This window comes from Serratia sp. BFP-2025, from assembly GCF_050880365.1.
Classification (GTDB): Bacteria; Pseudomonadota; Gammaproteobacteria; order Enterobacterales; family Enterobacteriaceae; genus Serratia; species Serratia surfactantfaciens.
The window spans coordinates 140,279-156,521 of the sequence record NZ_JBPAFV010000004.1; the positions used below are offsets into that span (position 1 = coordinate 140,279).

12 protein-coding genes, 1 tRNA gene and 1 other RNA gene are annotated in these 16,243 nt (G+C 60.0%); 11 read left to right on the forward strand and 3 right to left on the reverse strand.

All coding sequences use genetic code 11. The features are described 5' to 3' along the window. The first annotated feature begins 91 nt into the window (after window positions 1-91). The 11 genes from uhpA to dppF all read left to right on the forward strand — a co-directional run bounded on the left by uhpA (window position 92) and on the right by dppF (window position 12,434). A complete protein-coding gene (uhpA, locus tag ACRAWE_RS21355; RefSeq protein WP_019452588.1) occupies window positions 92-682 on the forward strand; it encodes a transcriptional regulator UhpA in 591 nt (196 codons plus the stop codon). After that, the gene (uhpB, locus tag ACRAWE_RS21360) at window positions 679-2,223 is read left to right on the forward strand and encodes a signal transduction histidine-protein kinase/phosphatase UhpB (RefSeq protein WP_063918222.1); all 1,545 of its coding nucleotides are present in this window, start codon (window positions 679-681) and stop codon (window positions 2,221-2,223) included. The genes uhpA and uhpB overlap by 4 nt, the downstream gene beginning before the upstream one ends. 95 nt (window positions 2,224-2,318) lie before the next feature. Further along, on the forward strand, window positions 2,319-3,650 hold the full coding sequence (locus tag ACRAWE_RS21365) for an MFS transporter (protein WP_019452586.1): 1,332 nt from the start codon (window positions 2,319-2,321) through the stop codon (window positions 3,648-3,650). Between the two features lie 120 nt (window positions 3,651-3,770). After that, window positions 3,771-3,847 (forward strand) — tRNA-Pro (locus ACRAWE_RS21370). 36 nt (window positions 3,848-3,883) lie between these two features. Then, window positions 3,884-4,012, forward strand: a non-coding RNA gene (locus ACRAWE_RS21375) — RtT sRNA. 435 nt (window positions 4,013-4,447) lie between these two features. Further along, window positions 4,448-6,139, forward strand: a complete 1,692-nt coding sequence (locus ACRAWE_RS21380; RefSeq protein WP_019452585.1) for a glycosyl hydrolase family 18 protein — start codon at window positions 4,448-4,450, stop codon at window positions 6,137-6,139. Between the two features lie 601 nt (window positions 6,140-6,740). Beyond that, window positions 6,741-8,348 (forward strand): dipeptide ABC transporter periplasmic-binding protein DppA, encoded by a 1,608-nt coding sequence (gene dppA, locus ACRAWE_RS21385; protein WP_019452584.1) that lies wholly within the window; start codon window positions 6,741-6,743, stop codon window positions 8,346-8,348. A 170-nt stretch (window positions 8,349-8,518) separates the two neighbouring features. Further along, window positions 8,519-9,538 (forward strand): dipeptide ABC transporter permease DppB, encoded by a 1,020-nt coding sequence (dppB, locus tag ACRAWE_RS21390; protein ID WP_043129106.1) that lies wholly within the window; start codon window positions 8,519-8,521, stop codon window positions 9,536-9,538. Window positions 9,539-9,549: 11 nt separating this feature from the next. Beyond that, complete coding sequence (dppC, locus tag ACRAWE_RS21395; RefSeq protein WP_025160406.1) at window positions 9,550-10,452, forward strand: dipeptide ABC transporter permease DppC; 903 nt, start codon at window positions 9,550-9,552, stop codon at window positions 10,450-10,452. Between the two features lie 15 nt (window positions 10,453-10,467). Next, window positions 10,468-11,448: a dipeptide ABC transporter ATP-binding protein gene (gene dppD, locus ACRAWE_RS21400; RefSeq protein WP_019452581.1), complete on the forward strand. Its 981-nt coding sequence runs from the start codon at window positions 10,468-10,470 to the stop codon at window positions 11,446-11,448. Next, window positions 11,445-12,434, forward strand: a complete 990-nt coding sequence (gene dppF / locus ACRAWE_RS21405; RefSeq protein ID WP_432525855.1) for a dipeptide ABC transporter ATP-binding subunit DppF — start codon at window positions 11,445-11,447, stop codon at window positions 12,432-12,434. The genes dppD and dppF overlap by 4 nt, the downstream gene beginning before the upstream one ends. Before the next feature lie 297 nt (window positions 12,435-12,731). Here dppF and bcsG read toward each other — a convergent pair whose 3' ends face one another. The 3 genes from bcsG to bcsE are packed head-to-tail and all read right to left on the reverse strand — an operon-like array spanning window position 12,732 to window position 16,145. Then, window positions 12,732-14,387 (reverse strand): cellulose biosynthesis protein BcsG, encoded by a 1,656-nt coding sequence (gene bcsG / locus ACRAWE_RS21410; protein ID WP_019452579.1) that lies wholly within the window; start codon window positions 14,385-14,387, stop codon window positions 12,732-12,734. Then, complete coding sequence (gene bcsF / locus ACRAWE_RS21415) at window positions 14,384-14,590, reverse strand: cellulose biosynthesis protein BcsF (protein ID WP_025160405.1); 207 nt, start codon at window positions 14,588-14,590, stop codon at window positions 14,384-14,386. The genes bcsG and bcsF overlap by 4 nt, the downstream gene beginning before the upstream one ends. Then, entirely contained in the window at window positions 14,577-16,145 is a 1,569-nt protein-coding gene (gene bcsE, locus ACRAWE_RS21420) for a cellulose biosynthesis protein BcsE (RefSeq protein WP_019452577.1), read from the reverse strand. The genes bcsF and bcsE overlap by 14 nt, the downstream gene beginning before the upstream one ends. Window positions 16,146-16,243: the final 98 nt, after the last annotated feature.

Genomic DNA, 16,243 nt, shown 5'->3' on the forward strand with positions numbered 1-16,243 from the left:
GGCTATTTCACCTAATACATTCTCTTCATCAATTATTCCGGTGTGTGCATACGGTATACTTGCGCACTTTCCCTGCTAACCGGAGATTTCCATGACCCTGCGCGTGGCGTTTATCGACGATCATGACATTGTGCGTTCGGGCTTTGTGCAGCTGCTGTCGCTGGAGGCCGATATTCAGGTGGTGGGCGAATTCAGCAGCGCGGCGCAGGCGCGCGCCGGCCTGCCGGGGCTGGAGGCGGAAATCTGCATCTGCGACATTTCGATGCCGGACGGCAGCGGCTTGGATCTGCTGGCGGACATTCCTTCCGGCATTCGCGTGGTGATGCTGTCGATGCACGATAATCCGGCGCTGGTGGAAATGGCGCTGGAGCGCGGCGCCAGCGGCTTTCTCTCCAAGCGTTGCAAGCCGGAAGATCTGATCACCGCAGTGCGCACCGTCGCCGGCGGCGGCGTCTACCTGATGCCGGAAATCGCCCAGCAGCTGGCGCGGGTGAAGGTGGATCCGCTCACCCGCCGCGAGCGCGAGATCGCGCTGCTGTTGGCGCAGGGGCAGGAGGTGCGCGAGATTGCCGCCGCGCTGGGGCTGTCGCCGAAGACGGTGCATGTGCATCGCGCCAACCTGTTCGCCAAGCTGGGCATCAATAACAACGTCGAGCTGGCCAGACGGATGTTGAATCTGTGACGCAGCGCCTGATCACCCAGCTGGCGCTGTTTTTCATCTATGCCGCCAGCGCGTTTTGCCTGTGGGGCATCGGCACCGCGCTGATCGATCCGCCCTGGCAGGCGCTGTTGCTGTTCCCGTTCGGCCTGCGCATGGGCATTCTGCTGCAGAGCCCGTACCGTTTCTGGCCGGGGATCCTGCTGGCTGACCTGCTGCTGATGGCGCTGCTGGCGGATCAGTTCGGCTATGGCCCGGCGCTGTGGGCATCGGTGGCGGTGCTGGTACTGACGGTGCTGCTCAGCCTGCTGGCCTCGCCGTGGTTGCTGCGCCATCAGCAGAGCGACAGTGAATGGCGCTGGCCGCTGTTGCAGGGCGCGGTGGTGGCCGCTGCCGCTTTATTGCAGGCGCTGGTGTGGCAACTGGTGAGCGGCGAGGGCGCGCGCGCGCTGCTGCTCGGCCTGACCGGCGGTTTCACCATCGCGCCGACCTGCCTGCTGCTGTGGCACTATCTGGCGCGCCAAATCTGGGTGCCGCTGGAGCCGGGGCTGATCCACAAACCGGTGGAGTTGCGCCTGGGTCACCTGGCCAGCTATCTGCTGCTGTTTGCGTTCAGCATCTGGCTGCAACAGCAGGTTAACGCCGCCGAGCTGCGCCGTTTCGCGCCTTTCTGCCTGGCGATCCCAATCGTGTTCATGTCTTATCGCTACGGCTGGCAGGGGGCGCTGTTGGCGACGCTGCTCAACGGCGTGGCGCTGATGGTCAACGAGCCGCCGCAGCCGGAGTCGCACCGCGATCTGCTGTTGTCGTTGCTGGTCCAAAGCCTGACCGGGTTGCTGCTGGGGGCCGGCATTCAGCGCCAGCGCGAGCTGAATCAGCAACTGAGGCTGAGGCTGGAAGAGAATCGGCAGCTGGCGCGGGCGCTGGTGACGGCGGAGGAACAAACCCGGCGTGAGGTGGCGCGCGAGCTGCACGATGAAGTGGGACAGACCATTACCGTTATTCGCACTCAGGCCAGCATCGTCAAGCGCCTGGCGCCGGAGCCGGCGGTGATCGGCTGCGCCGACGCCATCGATACGTTGGCGCTGCGGGTCTACGACGGGGTGCACGATGTGCTGACCCAGCTGTGGCCGGCGGCGCTGAACAACCTGCCGCTGTCGGCGGCGGTGGCGGCGATGCTGCGGGAGTCGCTGCCGCAGGACGCGTCGCTGGTGAGTAGCATGCAGTGGCAGGTACCGGACGAACTGCTGGATGAAACGCTGAAAATCACGCTGTATCGGGTGTGCCAGGAAGGCGTGACCAATGTGTGCCGCCACGCCGGCGCCAGCCGCCTGGAGCTGGACGCGCGCCTGCAACCGCGCAAAGGCGCCGCGCCGCAGATCGTCCTAACCATCCGTGACAACGGCGTGGGTTTTGCTGCGGATAATCATCAGCCGGGATACGGCCTGCGCGGTATGCAGGAGCGTATCAGCGCCCTCGGCGGCAGCCTGCGGCTCACCTCTGAGCGGGGCGCCTGTTTGAGTGTGATCTTGCCCACAGTTTCGCCGGCGCAGGCGCAAAACTAGGAAAAACTCCTAGCCGCATCGGGAATCCGGCGTAAGCTCCGCGCGCGCGCGAGGAGCATCATAGCGGCACTTTATTCAATCCTCTGAGGTTCCACATGTGGTCTTTCCTTAAAAGCCGCCCGGACGCGCCGCAGGTCACCGATCAACGGCAGATCGACGCCAGCTACAAATACTGGCGCATCCAGCTGATGTGCACCATGTACATCGGCTACGCCGCGTTTTACTTCACGCGCAAAAGCTTCAACTTCATCATGCCGGCGATGCTGAGCGATCTGGGCCTGACGATGTCCGACGTCGGCATTCTCGGCACGCTGTTCTACATCACCTACGGCTGCTCGAAATTCATTTCCGGCATGATCAGCGATCGTTCCAACCCGCGTTACTTTATGGGCCTGGGCCTGATCATGACCGGGGTGCTGAATATCTTCTTCGGCCTCAGCTCGTCGTTGATGATGCTGGGCACGCTGTGGATCCTCAACGCCTTCTTCCAGGGCTGGGGCTGGCCGCCGTGCTCCAAAATCCTCACCAGCTGGTATTCGCGCTCCGAGCGCGGCAGCTGGTGGGCGATCTGGAACACATCGCACAACGTCGGCGGCGCGCTGATCCCGCTGCTGGTGGGCTTTATCTCGCTGCACTTCAGCTGGCGTTACGGCATGATCATTCCCGGCATCATCGGCGTGGTGCTGGGCCTGCTGATGTGCTGGCGCCTGCGCGACAAGCCGACCAGCATGGGGCTGCCGAGCGTCGGCAAATGGCGCAACGACGCCATGGAGCTGGTGCAGGAGTCGGAAGGTCAGGGGCTGAGCAATCGTGAGATCATCAAGCGCTACGTGCTGACCAACAAGTACATCTGGCTGCTGGCGGTCTCTTACGTGCTGGTGTACATCGTGCGTACCGCGATCAACGACTGGGGCAACCTCTATCTGACGCAGGAAAAAGGTTATTCGCTGATGACCGCCAACTCGGCTATCTCGCTGTTTGAAGTGGGTGGCTTTATTGGTTCGCTGGTGGCCGGTTGGGGTTCCGACAAGCTGTTCCGCGGCAACCGCGGCCCGATGAACCTGATCTTCGCTATCGGTATCTTCCTGTCGGTAGCCGCGTTGTGGCTGATGCCAGGCGTCACCTACCTGCTGCAGGCCTGCTGCTTCTTCGCCATCGGCTTCTTCATCTTCGGCCCGCAGATGCTGATCGGCATGGCGGCGGCGGAGTGCTCGCACAAGGATGCGGCGGGCGCGGCGACCGGTTTCGTCGGCCTGTTCGCCTACCTGGGCGCGGCGCTGTCTGGCTATCCGATCGCGCGGGTGATGGAAATCTGGCATTGGAACGGCTTCTTCGTGGTGATTTCCATCGCCGCCTGCCTGTCGGCGCTGTTCCTGCTGCCGTTCCTGCGTGCGCAGACGCCGGCGCTGAAAACCGCCAAAGCCTGAGCATCCTGCGCTGCGCAACCCCCGGCGCAGCGCATTATGGCGCTTTTATCACCACTTGAAATACGGGGGCAAAAAAGTGATTGACGCCTATAACCGCCAGCAGTAAGATGCGCCCCGCATCGGCGAGTAGCGCAGCTTGGTAGCGCAACTGGTTTGGGACCAGTGGGTCGGAGGTTCGAATCCTCTCTCGCCGACCACCATTCGAAAAACCTGCTTTTTAAAGCAGGTTTTTTTTCGCCTGCAGTTTATGAGGATGAGTACCTCCGCAGGAGGTTCGAGCCTCGCGAAGCGAGACAACGTTGCTTCAGCAACGGCCCGCAGGGCGCGCATCAAGGATGCGCGTAATCCTCTCTCGCCGACCACCATTCGAAAAACCTGCTTTTTAAAGCAGGTTTTTTTTCGCCTGTCGTTTATGAGTGTCCTCCCTTCGTGGGCACTTACGGCTTCATTTTGGCAATGAACAGCATGGCGAGTTAATTCACCACCCCTGTGAAATATATTTATCCTTTGCAATTAATTAATTCACGATCCTTATTCCAATTAGGTTCTTTTTTCTATATTAAAATAAATTCACGCTTGCTGAATAAAACCCAGTTGATAGCGCTCTTGTTTTCACGCCTTTTTTATTTATAGTCTGAATATACGCGGTGGGAATGATTATTTCGCCACGTGGAAAGACGCTGTTGCTATTTATTGATTTTAATCTTCGTGGATTATTGCGGAATTTTTTCGCTTCGGCAATGCATCGCGACGATTAACTCTTTTATGTTTATCCTCTCGGAATAAAGGAATCAGTTATGCGCAAATTTAATAAACCGCTGTTGGCGCTGTTGATCGGCAGCACGCTGTGTTCCGCGGCGCAGGCCGCCGCGCCGGGCAAGCCGACCATCGCCTGGGGTAACACCAAGTTCGCCATCGTCGAAGTCGATCAGGCGGCCACCGCTTATAATAATCTGGTGAAGGTAAAAAATGCCGCCGACGTTTCGGTCTCCTGGAATTTATGGAATGGCGACGCGGGCACGACGGCCAAGATTTTATTAAATGGCAAAGAGGCGTGGAGCGGCCCTTCAACCGGTTCTTCCGGTACGGCAAATTTTAAAGTGAATAAAGGCGGCCGTTATCAAATGCAGGTGGCACTGTGTAATGCCGACGGCTGCACCGCCAGCGACGCCACCGAAATTGTGGTGGCCGATACCGACGGTAGCCATTTGGCGCCGTTGAAAGAGCCGCTGCTGGAAAAGAACAAACCTTATAAACAAAACTCCGGCAAAGTCGTCGGTTCTTATTTCGTCGAGTGGGGCGTTTACGGGCGCAATTTCACCGTCGACAAGATCCCGGCACAAAACCTGACCCACCTGCTGTACGGCTTTATCCCGATCTGCGGCGGCAACGGCATCAACGACAGCCTGAAAGAGATCGAAGGCAGTTTCCAGGCGTTGCAGCGCTCCTGTCAGGGCCGGGAGGACTTCAAAGTCTCGATCCACGATCCGTTCGCCGCGCTGCAAAAAGCGCAGAAGGGCGTCACCGCCTGGGATGACCCCTACAAGGGCAACTTCGGCCAGCTGATGGCGCTGAAGCAGGCGCGTCCTGACCTGAAAATTCTGCCGTCGATCGGCGGCTGGACGTTATCCGACCCGTTCTTCTTCATGGGTGACAAGGTGAAGCGCGATCGCTTCGTCGGCTCGGTGAAAGAGTTCCTGCAGACCTGGAAGTTCTTCGACGGTGTGGATATCGACTGGGAGTTCCCGGGCGGCAAAGGCGCTAACCCTAACCTGGGCAGCTCGCAAGACGGGGAAACCTATGTGCTGCTGATGAAAGAGCTGCGGGCGATGCTGGATCAGCTGTCGGCGGAAACCGGCCGCAAGTATGAGCTGACCTCCGCTATCAGCGCTGGCAAGGACAAGATCGACAAGGTGGCGTACAACGTCGCGCAGAACTCGATGGATCACATCTTCCTGATGAGCTACGACTTCTACGGCGCCTTCGATCTGAAGAACCTGGGGCATCAGACCGCGTTGAATGCGCCGGCCTGGAAACCGGACACCGCTTATACCACGGTGAACGGCGTCAATGCGCTGCTGGCGCAGGGCGTCACGCCGGGCAAGATTGTGGTCGGCACCGCCATGTATGGCCGCGGCTGGACCGGGGTGAACGGCTACCAGAACAATATTCCGTTCACCGGCACCGCCACCGGGCCGGTCAAAGGCACCTGGGAGAACGGCATCGTGGATTATCGCCAAATCGCCAGCCAGTTCATGAGCGGCGAGTGGCAGTACACCTACGACGCTACTGCGGAAGCGCCATACGTGTTCAAACCTTCCACCGGCGATCTGATCACCTTCGACGATGCCCGCTCGGTGCAGGCCAAAGGTAAGTACGTGCTGGATAAGCAGTTGGGCGGCCTGTTCTCCTGGGAGATCGACGCGGATAACGGCGATATTCTCAACAGCATGAACGCCAGCCTGGGCAACAGCGCCGGCGTTCAATAATCGGTTGCAGTGCGTTGCCGGGGGATATCCTTTCGCCCCCGGCTTTTTCGCCGCCGAAAGTTTTTTTACGCCGCACAGATTGTGGCTTTGCCCCGAGCAAAACGCGGTCATCGGACTCACCCTTTTGGGTAATCCTTCAGCATTTCCTTCTGTCTTTAACGGCGATCACAAAAATAACCGTTCAGATATTCATCATTCAGCAACAAAGTTTTGGCGTTTTTTAACGGAGTTAAAAACCAGTAAGTTTGTGGGGGTCAGACCAATGCGCTAAAAATGACCGCTTAGCATAAATTTTCATGCTGGAACTGTTAACAAAAGGTTTTTTTTATGTTTGTTTGCTGTTTCTCACAGTCTGCGTAAATCCCCACTGGTTATATTGACGACACCCCAAACAGTTGGCAACTTGATAGCCTCAGGGATAAGAGCGAGAGTTGTTTGAGTGAATTCCACGCGCTCAGACGTCCCCGCCGCGATGCGTTCCATCCGGCATTCTCTCCTCTCATACCTTCTGCCTTCGGGCGCCGACCGCACAGGCCACGCAATAAAAAATACAGGTCTGGCGGCAATTACACACATCACATCACACAATGGAGCACTAACGATGACACGTTCCTTGGGTAAATCGGGGGTTCTGAAATTCGGCATTGGGCTGATCGCGCTGACCGTGGCGGCCAGCGTACAGGCCAAGACGTTGGTTTACTGTTCTGAAGGTTCCCCGGAAGGGTTCAACCCGCAGCTGTTCACCTCCGGCACCACCTACGACGCCAGCTCGGTACCGATCTACAACCGTCTGGTCGAATTCAAAATCGGCACCACCGAACTGCAGCCAGGTCTGGCGGAGAAGTGGGACGTCAGCGAAGACGGCAAAACCTACACCTTCCACCTGCGCAAAGGCGTGAAGTGGCAGAGCAGCAAAGATTTCAAACCGACGCGCGATTTCAACGCCGACGACGTGGTGTTCTCCTTTGAGCGCCAGTTGGATGCCAACAACGCCTATCACAAGGTGTCCGGCGGCAGTTACGAATACTTCGAAGGCATGGACATGCCTAAGCTGATCGCCAAGATCGAAAAAGTCGACGACAACACCGTGCGCTTCGTGCTGAACCGCCCGGAGGCGCCGTTCCTGGCTGACCTGGGCATGGACTTCGCGTCCATCCTGTCCGCCGAATACGCTGACGTGATGATGAAAGCCGGCACGCCGGAGAAAGTCGACCTGAATCCGATCGGCACCGGCCCATTCCAGCTGCTGCAATACCAGAAAGACTCCAAGATCCTGTACAAGGCGTTCGACGGTTTCTGGGGCACCAAGCCGAAGATCGATCGCCTGGTGTTCTCCATCACGCCTGACGCCTCCGTGCGTTACGCCAAACTGCAGAAAAACGAATGCCAGGTGATGCCGTATCCGAACCCGGCCGATATCGCCCGCATGAAGCAGGACAAGTCCATCAACCTGATGGAACAGCCGGGCTTGAACGTGGGCTACCTGTCGTTCAACGTCGAGAAAAAGCCGCTGGATAACCTGAAGGTACGTCAGGCGTTGACCATGGCGGTCAACAAGCAGGCGATCATCGATGCGGTCTATCAGGGCGCGGGCCAGGCGGCCAAGAACCTGATCCCGCCGACCATGTGGGGCTATAACGACGCGGTGCAGGATTACGCTTACGATCCGGCCAAGGCGAAAGAGCTGCTGAAAGAAGCGGGCATGGCCGACGGTTTCAGCATCGATCTGTGGGCGATGCCGGTACAGCGTCCTTACAACCCGAACGCGCGCCGCATGGCGGAAATGATCCAGGCCGACTGGGCCAAGATCGGCGTGAAAGCCAAAATCGTGACCTATGAGTGGGGTGAATACCTCAAGCGCGCCAAAGCGGGCGAGCACCAGACGGTGATGATGGGCTGGACCGGCGACAACGGGGATCCGGACAACTTCTTCGCCACGCTGTTCAGCTGCGCGGCGGCGAAAGACGGCTCCAACTACTCCCGCTGGTGCTACAAGCCGTTTGAAGATCTGATTCAACCGGCGCGCGCCGAATCCAACCACGACAAGCGTATCGAACTGTACAAACAGGCGCAGGTGGTGATGCACGATCAGGCTCCGGCGCTGATTGTCGCACACTCCACCGTGTATGAGCCTGTGCGTAAGGAAGTGAAAGGCTACGTCGTGGATCCGCTCGGTAAGCATCACTTCGAGAATGTCTCTGTAGACTGATTTCGACCGCTTTACCGGAGACGCACGAATGGACTTGCAGGGGCGCAACAGGTTTGCGCCTCTGCTGACCAGTCTCCGGCGTATGGCCGTCGAATCGTTCAAAGGCATGTGAGCGTTAATAAGCCTGGCGGACGATGAGCTGCCGGGCATTGATACAGAGAGTTCGGGATATGTTGCAGTTCATACTCCGACGTTTGGGGTTAGTTATCCCAACGTTTATCGGCATTACGTTGCTGACTTTTGCATTCGTCCATATGATCCCCGGCGACCCGGTGACCATCATGGCCGGGGAACGCGGTATCTCCGCCGAGCGCCACGCGCAGCTGATGGCGGAAATGGGGCTGGACAAGCCGCTTTATCAACAATATTTCTCCTACGTGTCCAACGTGCTGCACGGCGATTTGGGCACCTCACTCAAAAGCCGCATCTCCGTCTGGAGCGAGTTCGTTCCGCGCTTCCAGGCTACGCTGGAGCTGGGTTTCTGCGCGATGCTGTTCGCGGTGCTGGTGGGCATCCCGGTCGGGGTGCTGGCGGCGGTCAAACGCGGCTCGGTCTTCGATCACACCGCGGTGGGCATCTCGCTGACCGGCTATTCGATGCCAATTTTCTGGTGGGGCATGATGCTGATCATGCTGGTGTCGGTGCAGCTTAACCTGACGCCGGTATCGGGGCGCATCAGCGACACGGTATTCCTCGACGACAGCCATCCGCTGACCGGCTTCATGCTGATAGACACCCTGATCTGGGGCGAGCCGGGCGACTTTATCGATGCCGTGATGCATATGATCCTGCCGGCCATTGTGCTGGGCACTATCCCGCTGGCGGTGATCGTGCGCATGACCCGCTCCTCGATGCTGGAAGTGCTGGGCGAAGACTATATCCGCACCGCGCGCGCCAAGGGCGTGAGCCGCATGCGGGTGATCGTCGTTCACGCGCTGCGCAACGCGCTGCTGCCGGTGGTGACGGTGATCGGGCTGCAGGTCGGCACCATGCTGGCCGGCGCCATTCTGACTGAAACCATCTTCTCCTGGCCGGGGCTCGGCCGCTGGCTGATCGACGCGCTGCAGCGCCGCGATTACCCGGTGGTGCAGGGCGGGGTGTTGCTGGTCGCCTGTATGATCATTCTGGTTAACCTGCTGGTAGACGTGCTCTACGGCGTGGTCAACCCGCGTATTCGCCACAAGAAATAAGGGGCGCTCTCATGTCTCAAGTTACTGAGTCTGCAGTTAAAGGTGCGCCGAAGCCGATGACCCCGTTCCAGGAGTTCTGGCACTATTTCAAGCGCAATAAAGGGGCCGTGGTCGGCCTGGTGTATATCGTTCTGATGCTGGTGATCGCGCTCGGTGCCGGGGTGCTGGCGCCGCATGCGCCGGCGGACCAGTTCCGCGACGCGCTGCTCAAGCCGCCGGTGTGGCAAGAGGGCGGCAGCTGGCAATACATTCTCGGCACTGACGACGTCGGCCGCGACGTGCTGTCGCGCCTGATGTACGGCGCGCGCCTGTCGCTGCTGGTCGGCTGTCTGGTGGTGGTGCTGTCGCTGATCATGGGCGTGGTGCTCGGCCTGCTGGCCGGTTACTTCGGCGGCGCGGTGGACGCGGTGATCATGCGCGTCGTCGACATCATGCTGGCCCTGCCGAGCCTGCTGCTGGCGCTGGTGCTGGTGGCGGTCTTCGGGCCGTCGATCGTCAACGCCTCGCTGGCGCTCACCTTCGTCGCCCTGCCGCACTATGTGCGTCTGACGCGCGCGGCGGTGCTGGCGGAAGTGAACCGCGATTACGTCACCGCCTCGCGGGTGGCGGGCGCCGGCGCGCTGCGCCAGATGTTCGTCAATATTCTGCCTAACTGCCTGGCGCCTTTGATCGTTCAGGCTTCTCTCGGTTTCTCGAACGCCATTCTGGACATGGCCGCTCTCGGCTTCCTGGGCATGGGCGCGCAACCGCCGACGCCGGAGTGGGGCACCATGCTCTCCGACGTGCTGCAGTTCGCGCAAAGCGCCTGGTGGGTCGTGACCTTCCCCGGTCTGGCGATCCTGCTGACGGTTCTGGCATTTAACCTGATGGGGGACGGCTTGCGTGATGCTCTCGACCCCAAACTCAAGCAGTAACAGAGGACGAGAGAGATGGCGTTATTGAATGTAGACAAGCTTTCGGTGCACTTCGGTGACGAAGGCACCCCGTTCCGCGCAGTGGACCGCATCAGTTACAGCGTGGATCAAGGCCAGGTGGTCGGCATCGTCGGTGAATCCGGCTCCGGCAAATCCGTCAGCTCGCTGGCGATCATGGGCCTGATCGATTTTCCCGGCAAGGTGATGGCCGACAAGCTGGAGTTCAACGGCCAGGATTTGCGCAAGATCTCTGAAAAAGAGCGCCGCCAGCTGGTGGGCTCCGAAGTGGCGATGATCTTCCAGGATCCGATGACCAGCCTGAACCCGTGCTACACCGTCGGCTATCAAATCATGGAAGCGCTGAAGGTGCATCAGGGCGGCAACCGCCGCACCCGTCGCCAGCGCGCCATCGACCTGCTGACGCAGGTGGGTATCCCCGATCCGGCCTCGCGGCTGGACGTGTACCCGCACCAACTTTCCGGCGGTATGAGCCAGCGCGTGATGATCGCCATGGCCATCGCCTGTCGGCCGAAGCTGCTGATCGCCGATGAGCCGACGACCGCGCTCGACGTGACCATCCAGGCGCAGATCATCGAACTGCTGCTGGATCTGCAACAACGCGAGAATATGGCGCTGGTGCTGATCACCCACGATCTGGCGCTGGTGGCGGAAGCAGCGCATCACATCATCGTGATGTACGCCGGCCAGGTGGTGGAATCCGGCAAGGCGGCGGAGATTTTCCGTGCTCCGCGTCACCCTTATACCCAGGCGCTGCTGCGCGCGCTGCCGGAGTTCGCCGCCGACAAGGCGCGGCTGGCTTCGCTGCCGGGCGTGGTGCCGGGCAAATACGATCGCCCGACCGGCTGCCTGCTCAACCCGCGCTGTCCCTACGCCAACGAGCGCTGCCGTAACGAGGAGCCGGAACTGCGCAGCATTCCCGGCCGTCAGGTTAAATGTCACACACCGCTGGATGATGCGGGGAGGCCGACCGTATGAGCCAGAATCAACCTTTACTGCAGGCGATCGACCTGAAGAAGCATTACCCGGTGAAAAAGGGCCTGTTCGCGCCGGAGCGGCTGGTCAAGGCGCTGGATGGCGTCTCCTTCACCCTGGAGCGCGGCAAAACGCTGGCGGTGGTCGGCGAGTCGGGCTGCGGCAAATCGACGCTCGGCCGCCTGCTGACGATGATCGAAGTGCCGACCGGCGGCGAGCTGTATTACCAGGGGCAGGATCTGCTGAAGCCGGACGTTTCCGCCGAGAAGCTGCGCCGCCAGAAGATCCAAATCGTGTTCCAGAATCCTTACGGATCGCTCAACCCGCGCAAGAAGGTCGGGCAGATCCTCGAGGAGCCGCTGTTGATCAACACGCCCCTCAGCGCCGCCGAGCGGCGGGAAAAAGCGCTGGGGATGATGGCGAAGGTCGGCCTGAAAACCGAGCATTATGACCGTTACCCGCACATGTTTTCCGGTGGCCAGCGTCAGCGTATCGCCATCGCCCGCGGGCTGATGCTGAACCCGGACGTGGTGATCGCCGATGAGCCGGTGTCGGCGCTGGACGTGTCGGTGCGCGCTCAGGTGCTGAACCTGATGATGGATCTGCAGCAGGAGCTGGGGCTGTCCTATGTGTTTATTTCGCACGATCTGTCGGTGGTGGAACACATCGCCGACGAGGTGATGGTGATGTACCTCGGCCGCTGCGTGGAAAAGGGCAGTAAAGAGGCGATCTTCAACAACCCGCGCCATCCGTACACCCAGGCGTTGCTGTCGGCGACGCCGCGGTTGAATCCGGATATGCGCCGCGAGCGCATCAAGCTGACCGGCGAACTGCCCAGTCCGATGAACCCGCCGCCGGGCTGTGCGTTCAACGCCCGCTGCCGCCGCGCCTTTGGCACCTGCGTGCAGCTGCAGCCCCAGCTCAAACAGTACGGTGAGCAGATGGTAGCCTGTTTTGCGGTCGATCAGGACGAACATCCGGGAACGTAAGGCGCTCGAGGTCACTGCGTAAACCCACGCCGGCATAACGCCGGCGTTTTTTATTATTCAATCAACGGGTTAATCATTAAACTATCTTCATTACCCGCGATTTAACGACTTTCTTGCTGTAAGTCGGGCGATCGTTATTTTTTTTAAGAATCTTCGCATGGCAATAATTATCGGATAATAGAATTTAACGGTTTGTTGTTAATAACATTTTGTCGGTCGATCGGCTTAACTATTTTTATTATAAAAACCAAATAAAAAAGCACGCCGCCGGCGTGCTTTGAGTTGCTGAGGCCGTACTTATTGCGGATAGGGCACCCAGTCGCCGCCGTTCAGGCGAATGTAGGGCTTGCCCTGATACTGCATCACGATGGCGTTGTCGTTTTCGGAGATGACCGGGGTCTGCGGCAGCCCCTGCGTCAGCGCCTGCCAGTCGACGCTGGATTCGCTGAAGACTTTGCCGTCCACCAGGCGCGACACCAGTTCAGACAGCGCCAGATAGCTGCTCGGCGTTTTGATCTGCAGCGGGCTGCCCTGATGCGGCGCCTTCATGCCCACCAGTTTGATGCCGACCGGCGTATGGGTGATGTTCGGGCTGGGAATGTCGCGCAGGCCGGACATCTGCATCTTGTCGCCCACCAACGCCGCGCCGTGTTCAGGCACGATCACCACCACCACTTTGCGGCCGGATTTCTCCAGCTGGTCGAGGAAGGTGTTCAGCTGATCGAACAGCTTCTGCGCGCGCGGCTGGTAGTCGGCGCTCTTGTTGGAGCCGACAAAGCGGTTGCCGTCGTGCAGCGGAATGATGTTGAAGAAGGTGGCGGTGCGGCCGTCGCCGCCTTTTTGCTGCTGATCCAGCCAGCGGCTCAGCAATTCGAGATCGTTATAAATCGGCTCGCCGTCGAACGATGTCAGCTCGTTGCCGATGCCGGCCTGCGACATCAGCGGCGCCTGCATGTCGCCCTGTTCGCGCAGCTCTTTCAGGAAGTTGCCGAATACCCCGGAGTGATCGAGCATCAGCTGTTCCTTGAAGCCGAGCTTCGCCAGATTGTCGAACAGGTAACACTGCTGGTTCACCGGCTGATACAGATCGTGATGCGAAAGCTGCCCGCAGCTGGCGCGCAGCAAGCGGATGGCTGCCGGGCCGCTGTAGGCAGTAGCCGAGTTGAAACTGTCGAACATGATGTCCATTTTCGACCACAGCGGATGATTCTGCAGATTGACTGCCTCCATATCGGCCCAGGCCAGCGAACAGATGTTGATCACCAGCAGATCGAACGGCTGGGCGTCGGCGGGCAAGGTGGCCGGAAACGCGGTGGCGCGGCCTTTTTCCCGCTCGTAGAACTGATTGAGGTAGGCCGTCAGGTTGGCGCTGGTCGGCGGCAGGCTGTCTGCCGGCGCGGCGTCCCCGGCCGCCGGCGCAGAGGTGGCCGGTGCATTGGCTCCGCCGCTTGAGGCCGTGGAGGTGGCGGGCAGCAGTGAGACCGCCGGCCCGGCGATGTTGACGATATTGAGCCACACCAGCGCCGCTACGGTGAACACCGTGACGCGCACCCACTGGGCAACGAACAGGTAGGCGATAAGCAGCACGAAGGCGGCGCCGACCATCTGCCAGTTGATGAAGCGGTTGACCAGCTCCAGCAGATACTGGGCGCTGAAGCCGGTCAGCTGCGAGCCCTGGCTGAGAATGCTGTTGATGCCCGGCAGCCAGGTGTCGTGATAGAACAGCGCGATGCCGATCGGGATGGCAAGGTAATGGCGCCAGCGGTGCAGGCGTTGCGAGGGGATCGGCATCAGCAGAAACGCCATGAACACCAGGTTTGGCAGCGCATGGAAGTTCAGATAGCCGAACCACAGCAGGGCGAATTTGGCCAGAAAGTAGAGGTTCCAGCCGCCCAGCCCGCGCCAGTAGCGCCACAGTGCGTTATCGGATTGCGTATTCGAGTTTGAATTCATGGCTGCTTCTTATCACGTTTAATCTGAGATGAGGCGCCTGTGCGCACCCACAAACCGGCGGATTTCAAATAGCGCGGCGATAACAACAGGTTTTGCCAGTATTGGCGCAAATGTGGAAAACGCCGATGAAAGGCGTAGCCCAGCGGAATGAAGATCAGCGCGCACAGCAGGATCAGTTGCACGATGTCGTTAAGGTTCAGCATGCTTTTCCTCCTGCGGGCCGAGCGGCAGCGTGAAGGCGACCGGCTGGCGCCGTTCTGTGGGCTCTGCGCTGGCCGCCACGTTCGGACGCGGCGCGGCACCGGCGGCGCCGGTGGCCGAGATCTGCCAGCGCCCCTGGGCCATGCGTTTGATTTCCGAAATGATATCGACATCCTGGTGCCACACCACCCGATTACTGAAGGCCTCATCCACCGGCAGGCGGAAGATGAATTTCAGCGCGGTATCCAGATCGTTGATGCGGCAGGTGGAGAGGAACAGCACCAGTCGCCCCTGCACCACGGTCATCACGTCGCCGAAACGCCGCAGGTGGCACAGGGTCATCGCCTGTTCGGCGCGCAGGCCGGTGGCCGGGCGCAGCGCCACCATCACGCCCTTGCCGTCTTCGGGCAGCAGCGTGTTGCCCATCAGCGAGAGCACCGCCTGGCTGAACGCTTCCGGCCGCATGTAGCCTTTCAGCTGCAGCGGGCGCAAACCGGCCAGCAGCGCATCGATGTCGGCGGGCACATGGCGTGAGAAACGCTGCCCCTGGATGCCCTCAAGCATGGTCAGAAAACGCGACAGCGGCGCGACGTGCGGCACGATCAGGTTGGCGCCGCAGGCCAGCAGCAGCCGTTCGTCGCTGTAGCGCAGGCTGGCGCTCATTTCGCGCACCGCGATTTTCATCCCGTTGCCGCGGCTGCGGCGCAGGGTGTGGATCTGGTGCGCCAGGTGATCGATTTGGTCGCTTTGGTACAGGGCGAAAATCAAGGTCGCCGAGAGTCTCAGCATGCCGTGCTGCGCCAGCTCGTCGTTGCTCTCCAGCAGTTGCCAGTTGGCGGACAGCGGCGGCGCGCCTTCCAGAATGCTGCGTTCGGCCAGATACAGGCCTTCGTCGCTGCGCAGGGTGGTGGGGGAGGGCTGGCTATTTTCATCCTCGCCCTGCCAGCCGCCCTCCGCGGCGTACAGCGTCAGCAGCTGATTGGCGTTGATGCCGTTTTCGGTGCTCCACCAGTTCACCAGGTATTGCGCGCTGTCCTGCTGCCATTGCAGGCTGGACAGGCCGTTCAGAATGCGGTGCTGCGCGCTGAGCTGGCCCTTGAGCTTATTGATACCGCCGCCGTGGCTGAGGATCAACAACGTGCATTCCTGACGCCGCAGCCAGGCGGCGAGCGCGCGCGTCCACTCGCGCAGTTCTTCGGTGGTGAAGGTTTGCCACAGGCTGGCATGGGCCAGCAGGATCAGTAAGCGATTTTGCGGCCGCAGGGCGCGCATCAAATCGTCGCTCAACTGCGTCAGCGCGGCTTTTTTCTCCGGCAATTGATACAGCGGCAGCTTCTGCAGGGCAGGCGACGCCAGCTCGGCCAATAGGCGATCGGGTTTGTCGCCGCTGCAGATCAGGGCGACTTTGTGGGTGGCCGGTTGGGCGGCGATGGCCTGACGACACAGCAACGCGGCGTCGCTTTGCCGATCGATATTCACCCAATAAAGGCCGGGGGCCTGCATCACCGACAGCTCTTCCCAAATCTGCCGAATGCCTAGAGAAAAAGAGTGCGCCATAGGATGTGTTCTACTTTCGTTGAAAGCCGACTAAAGGCGTTTATATTTAAAGATAGCCATTTTTACTCTGGCAATAACAAATCTCCGACGCTCTGCAA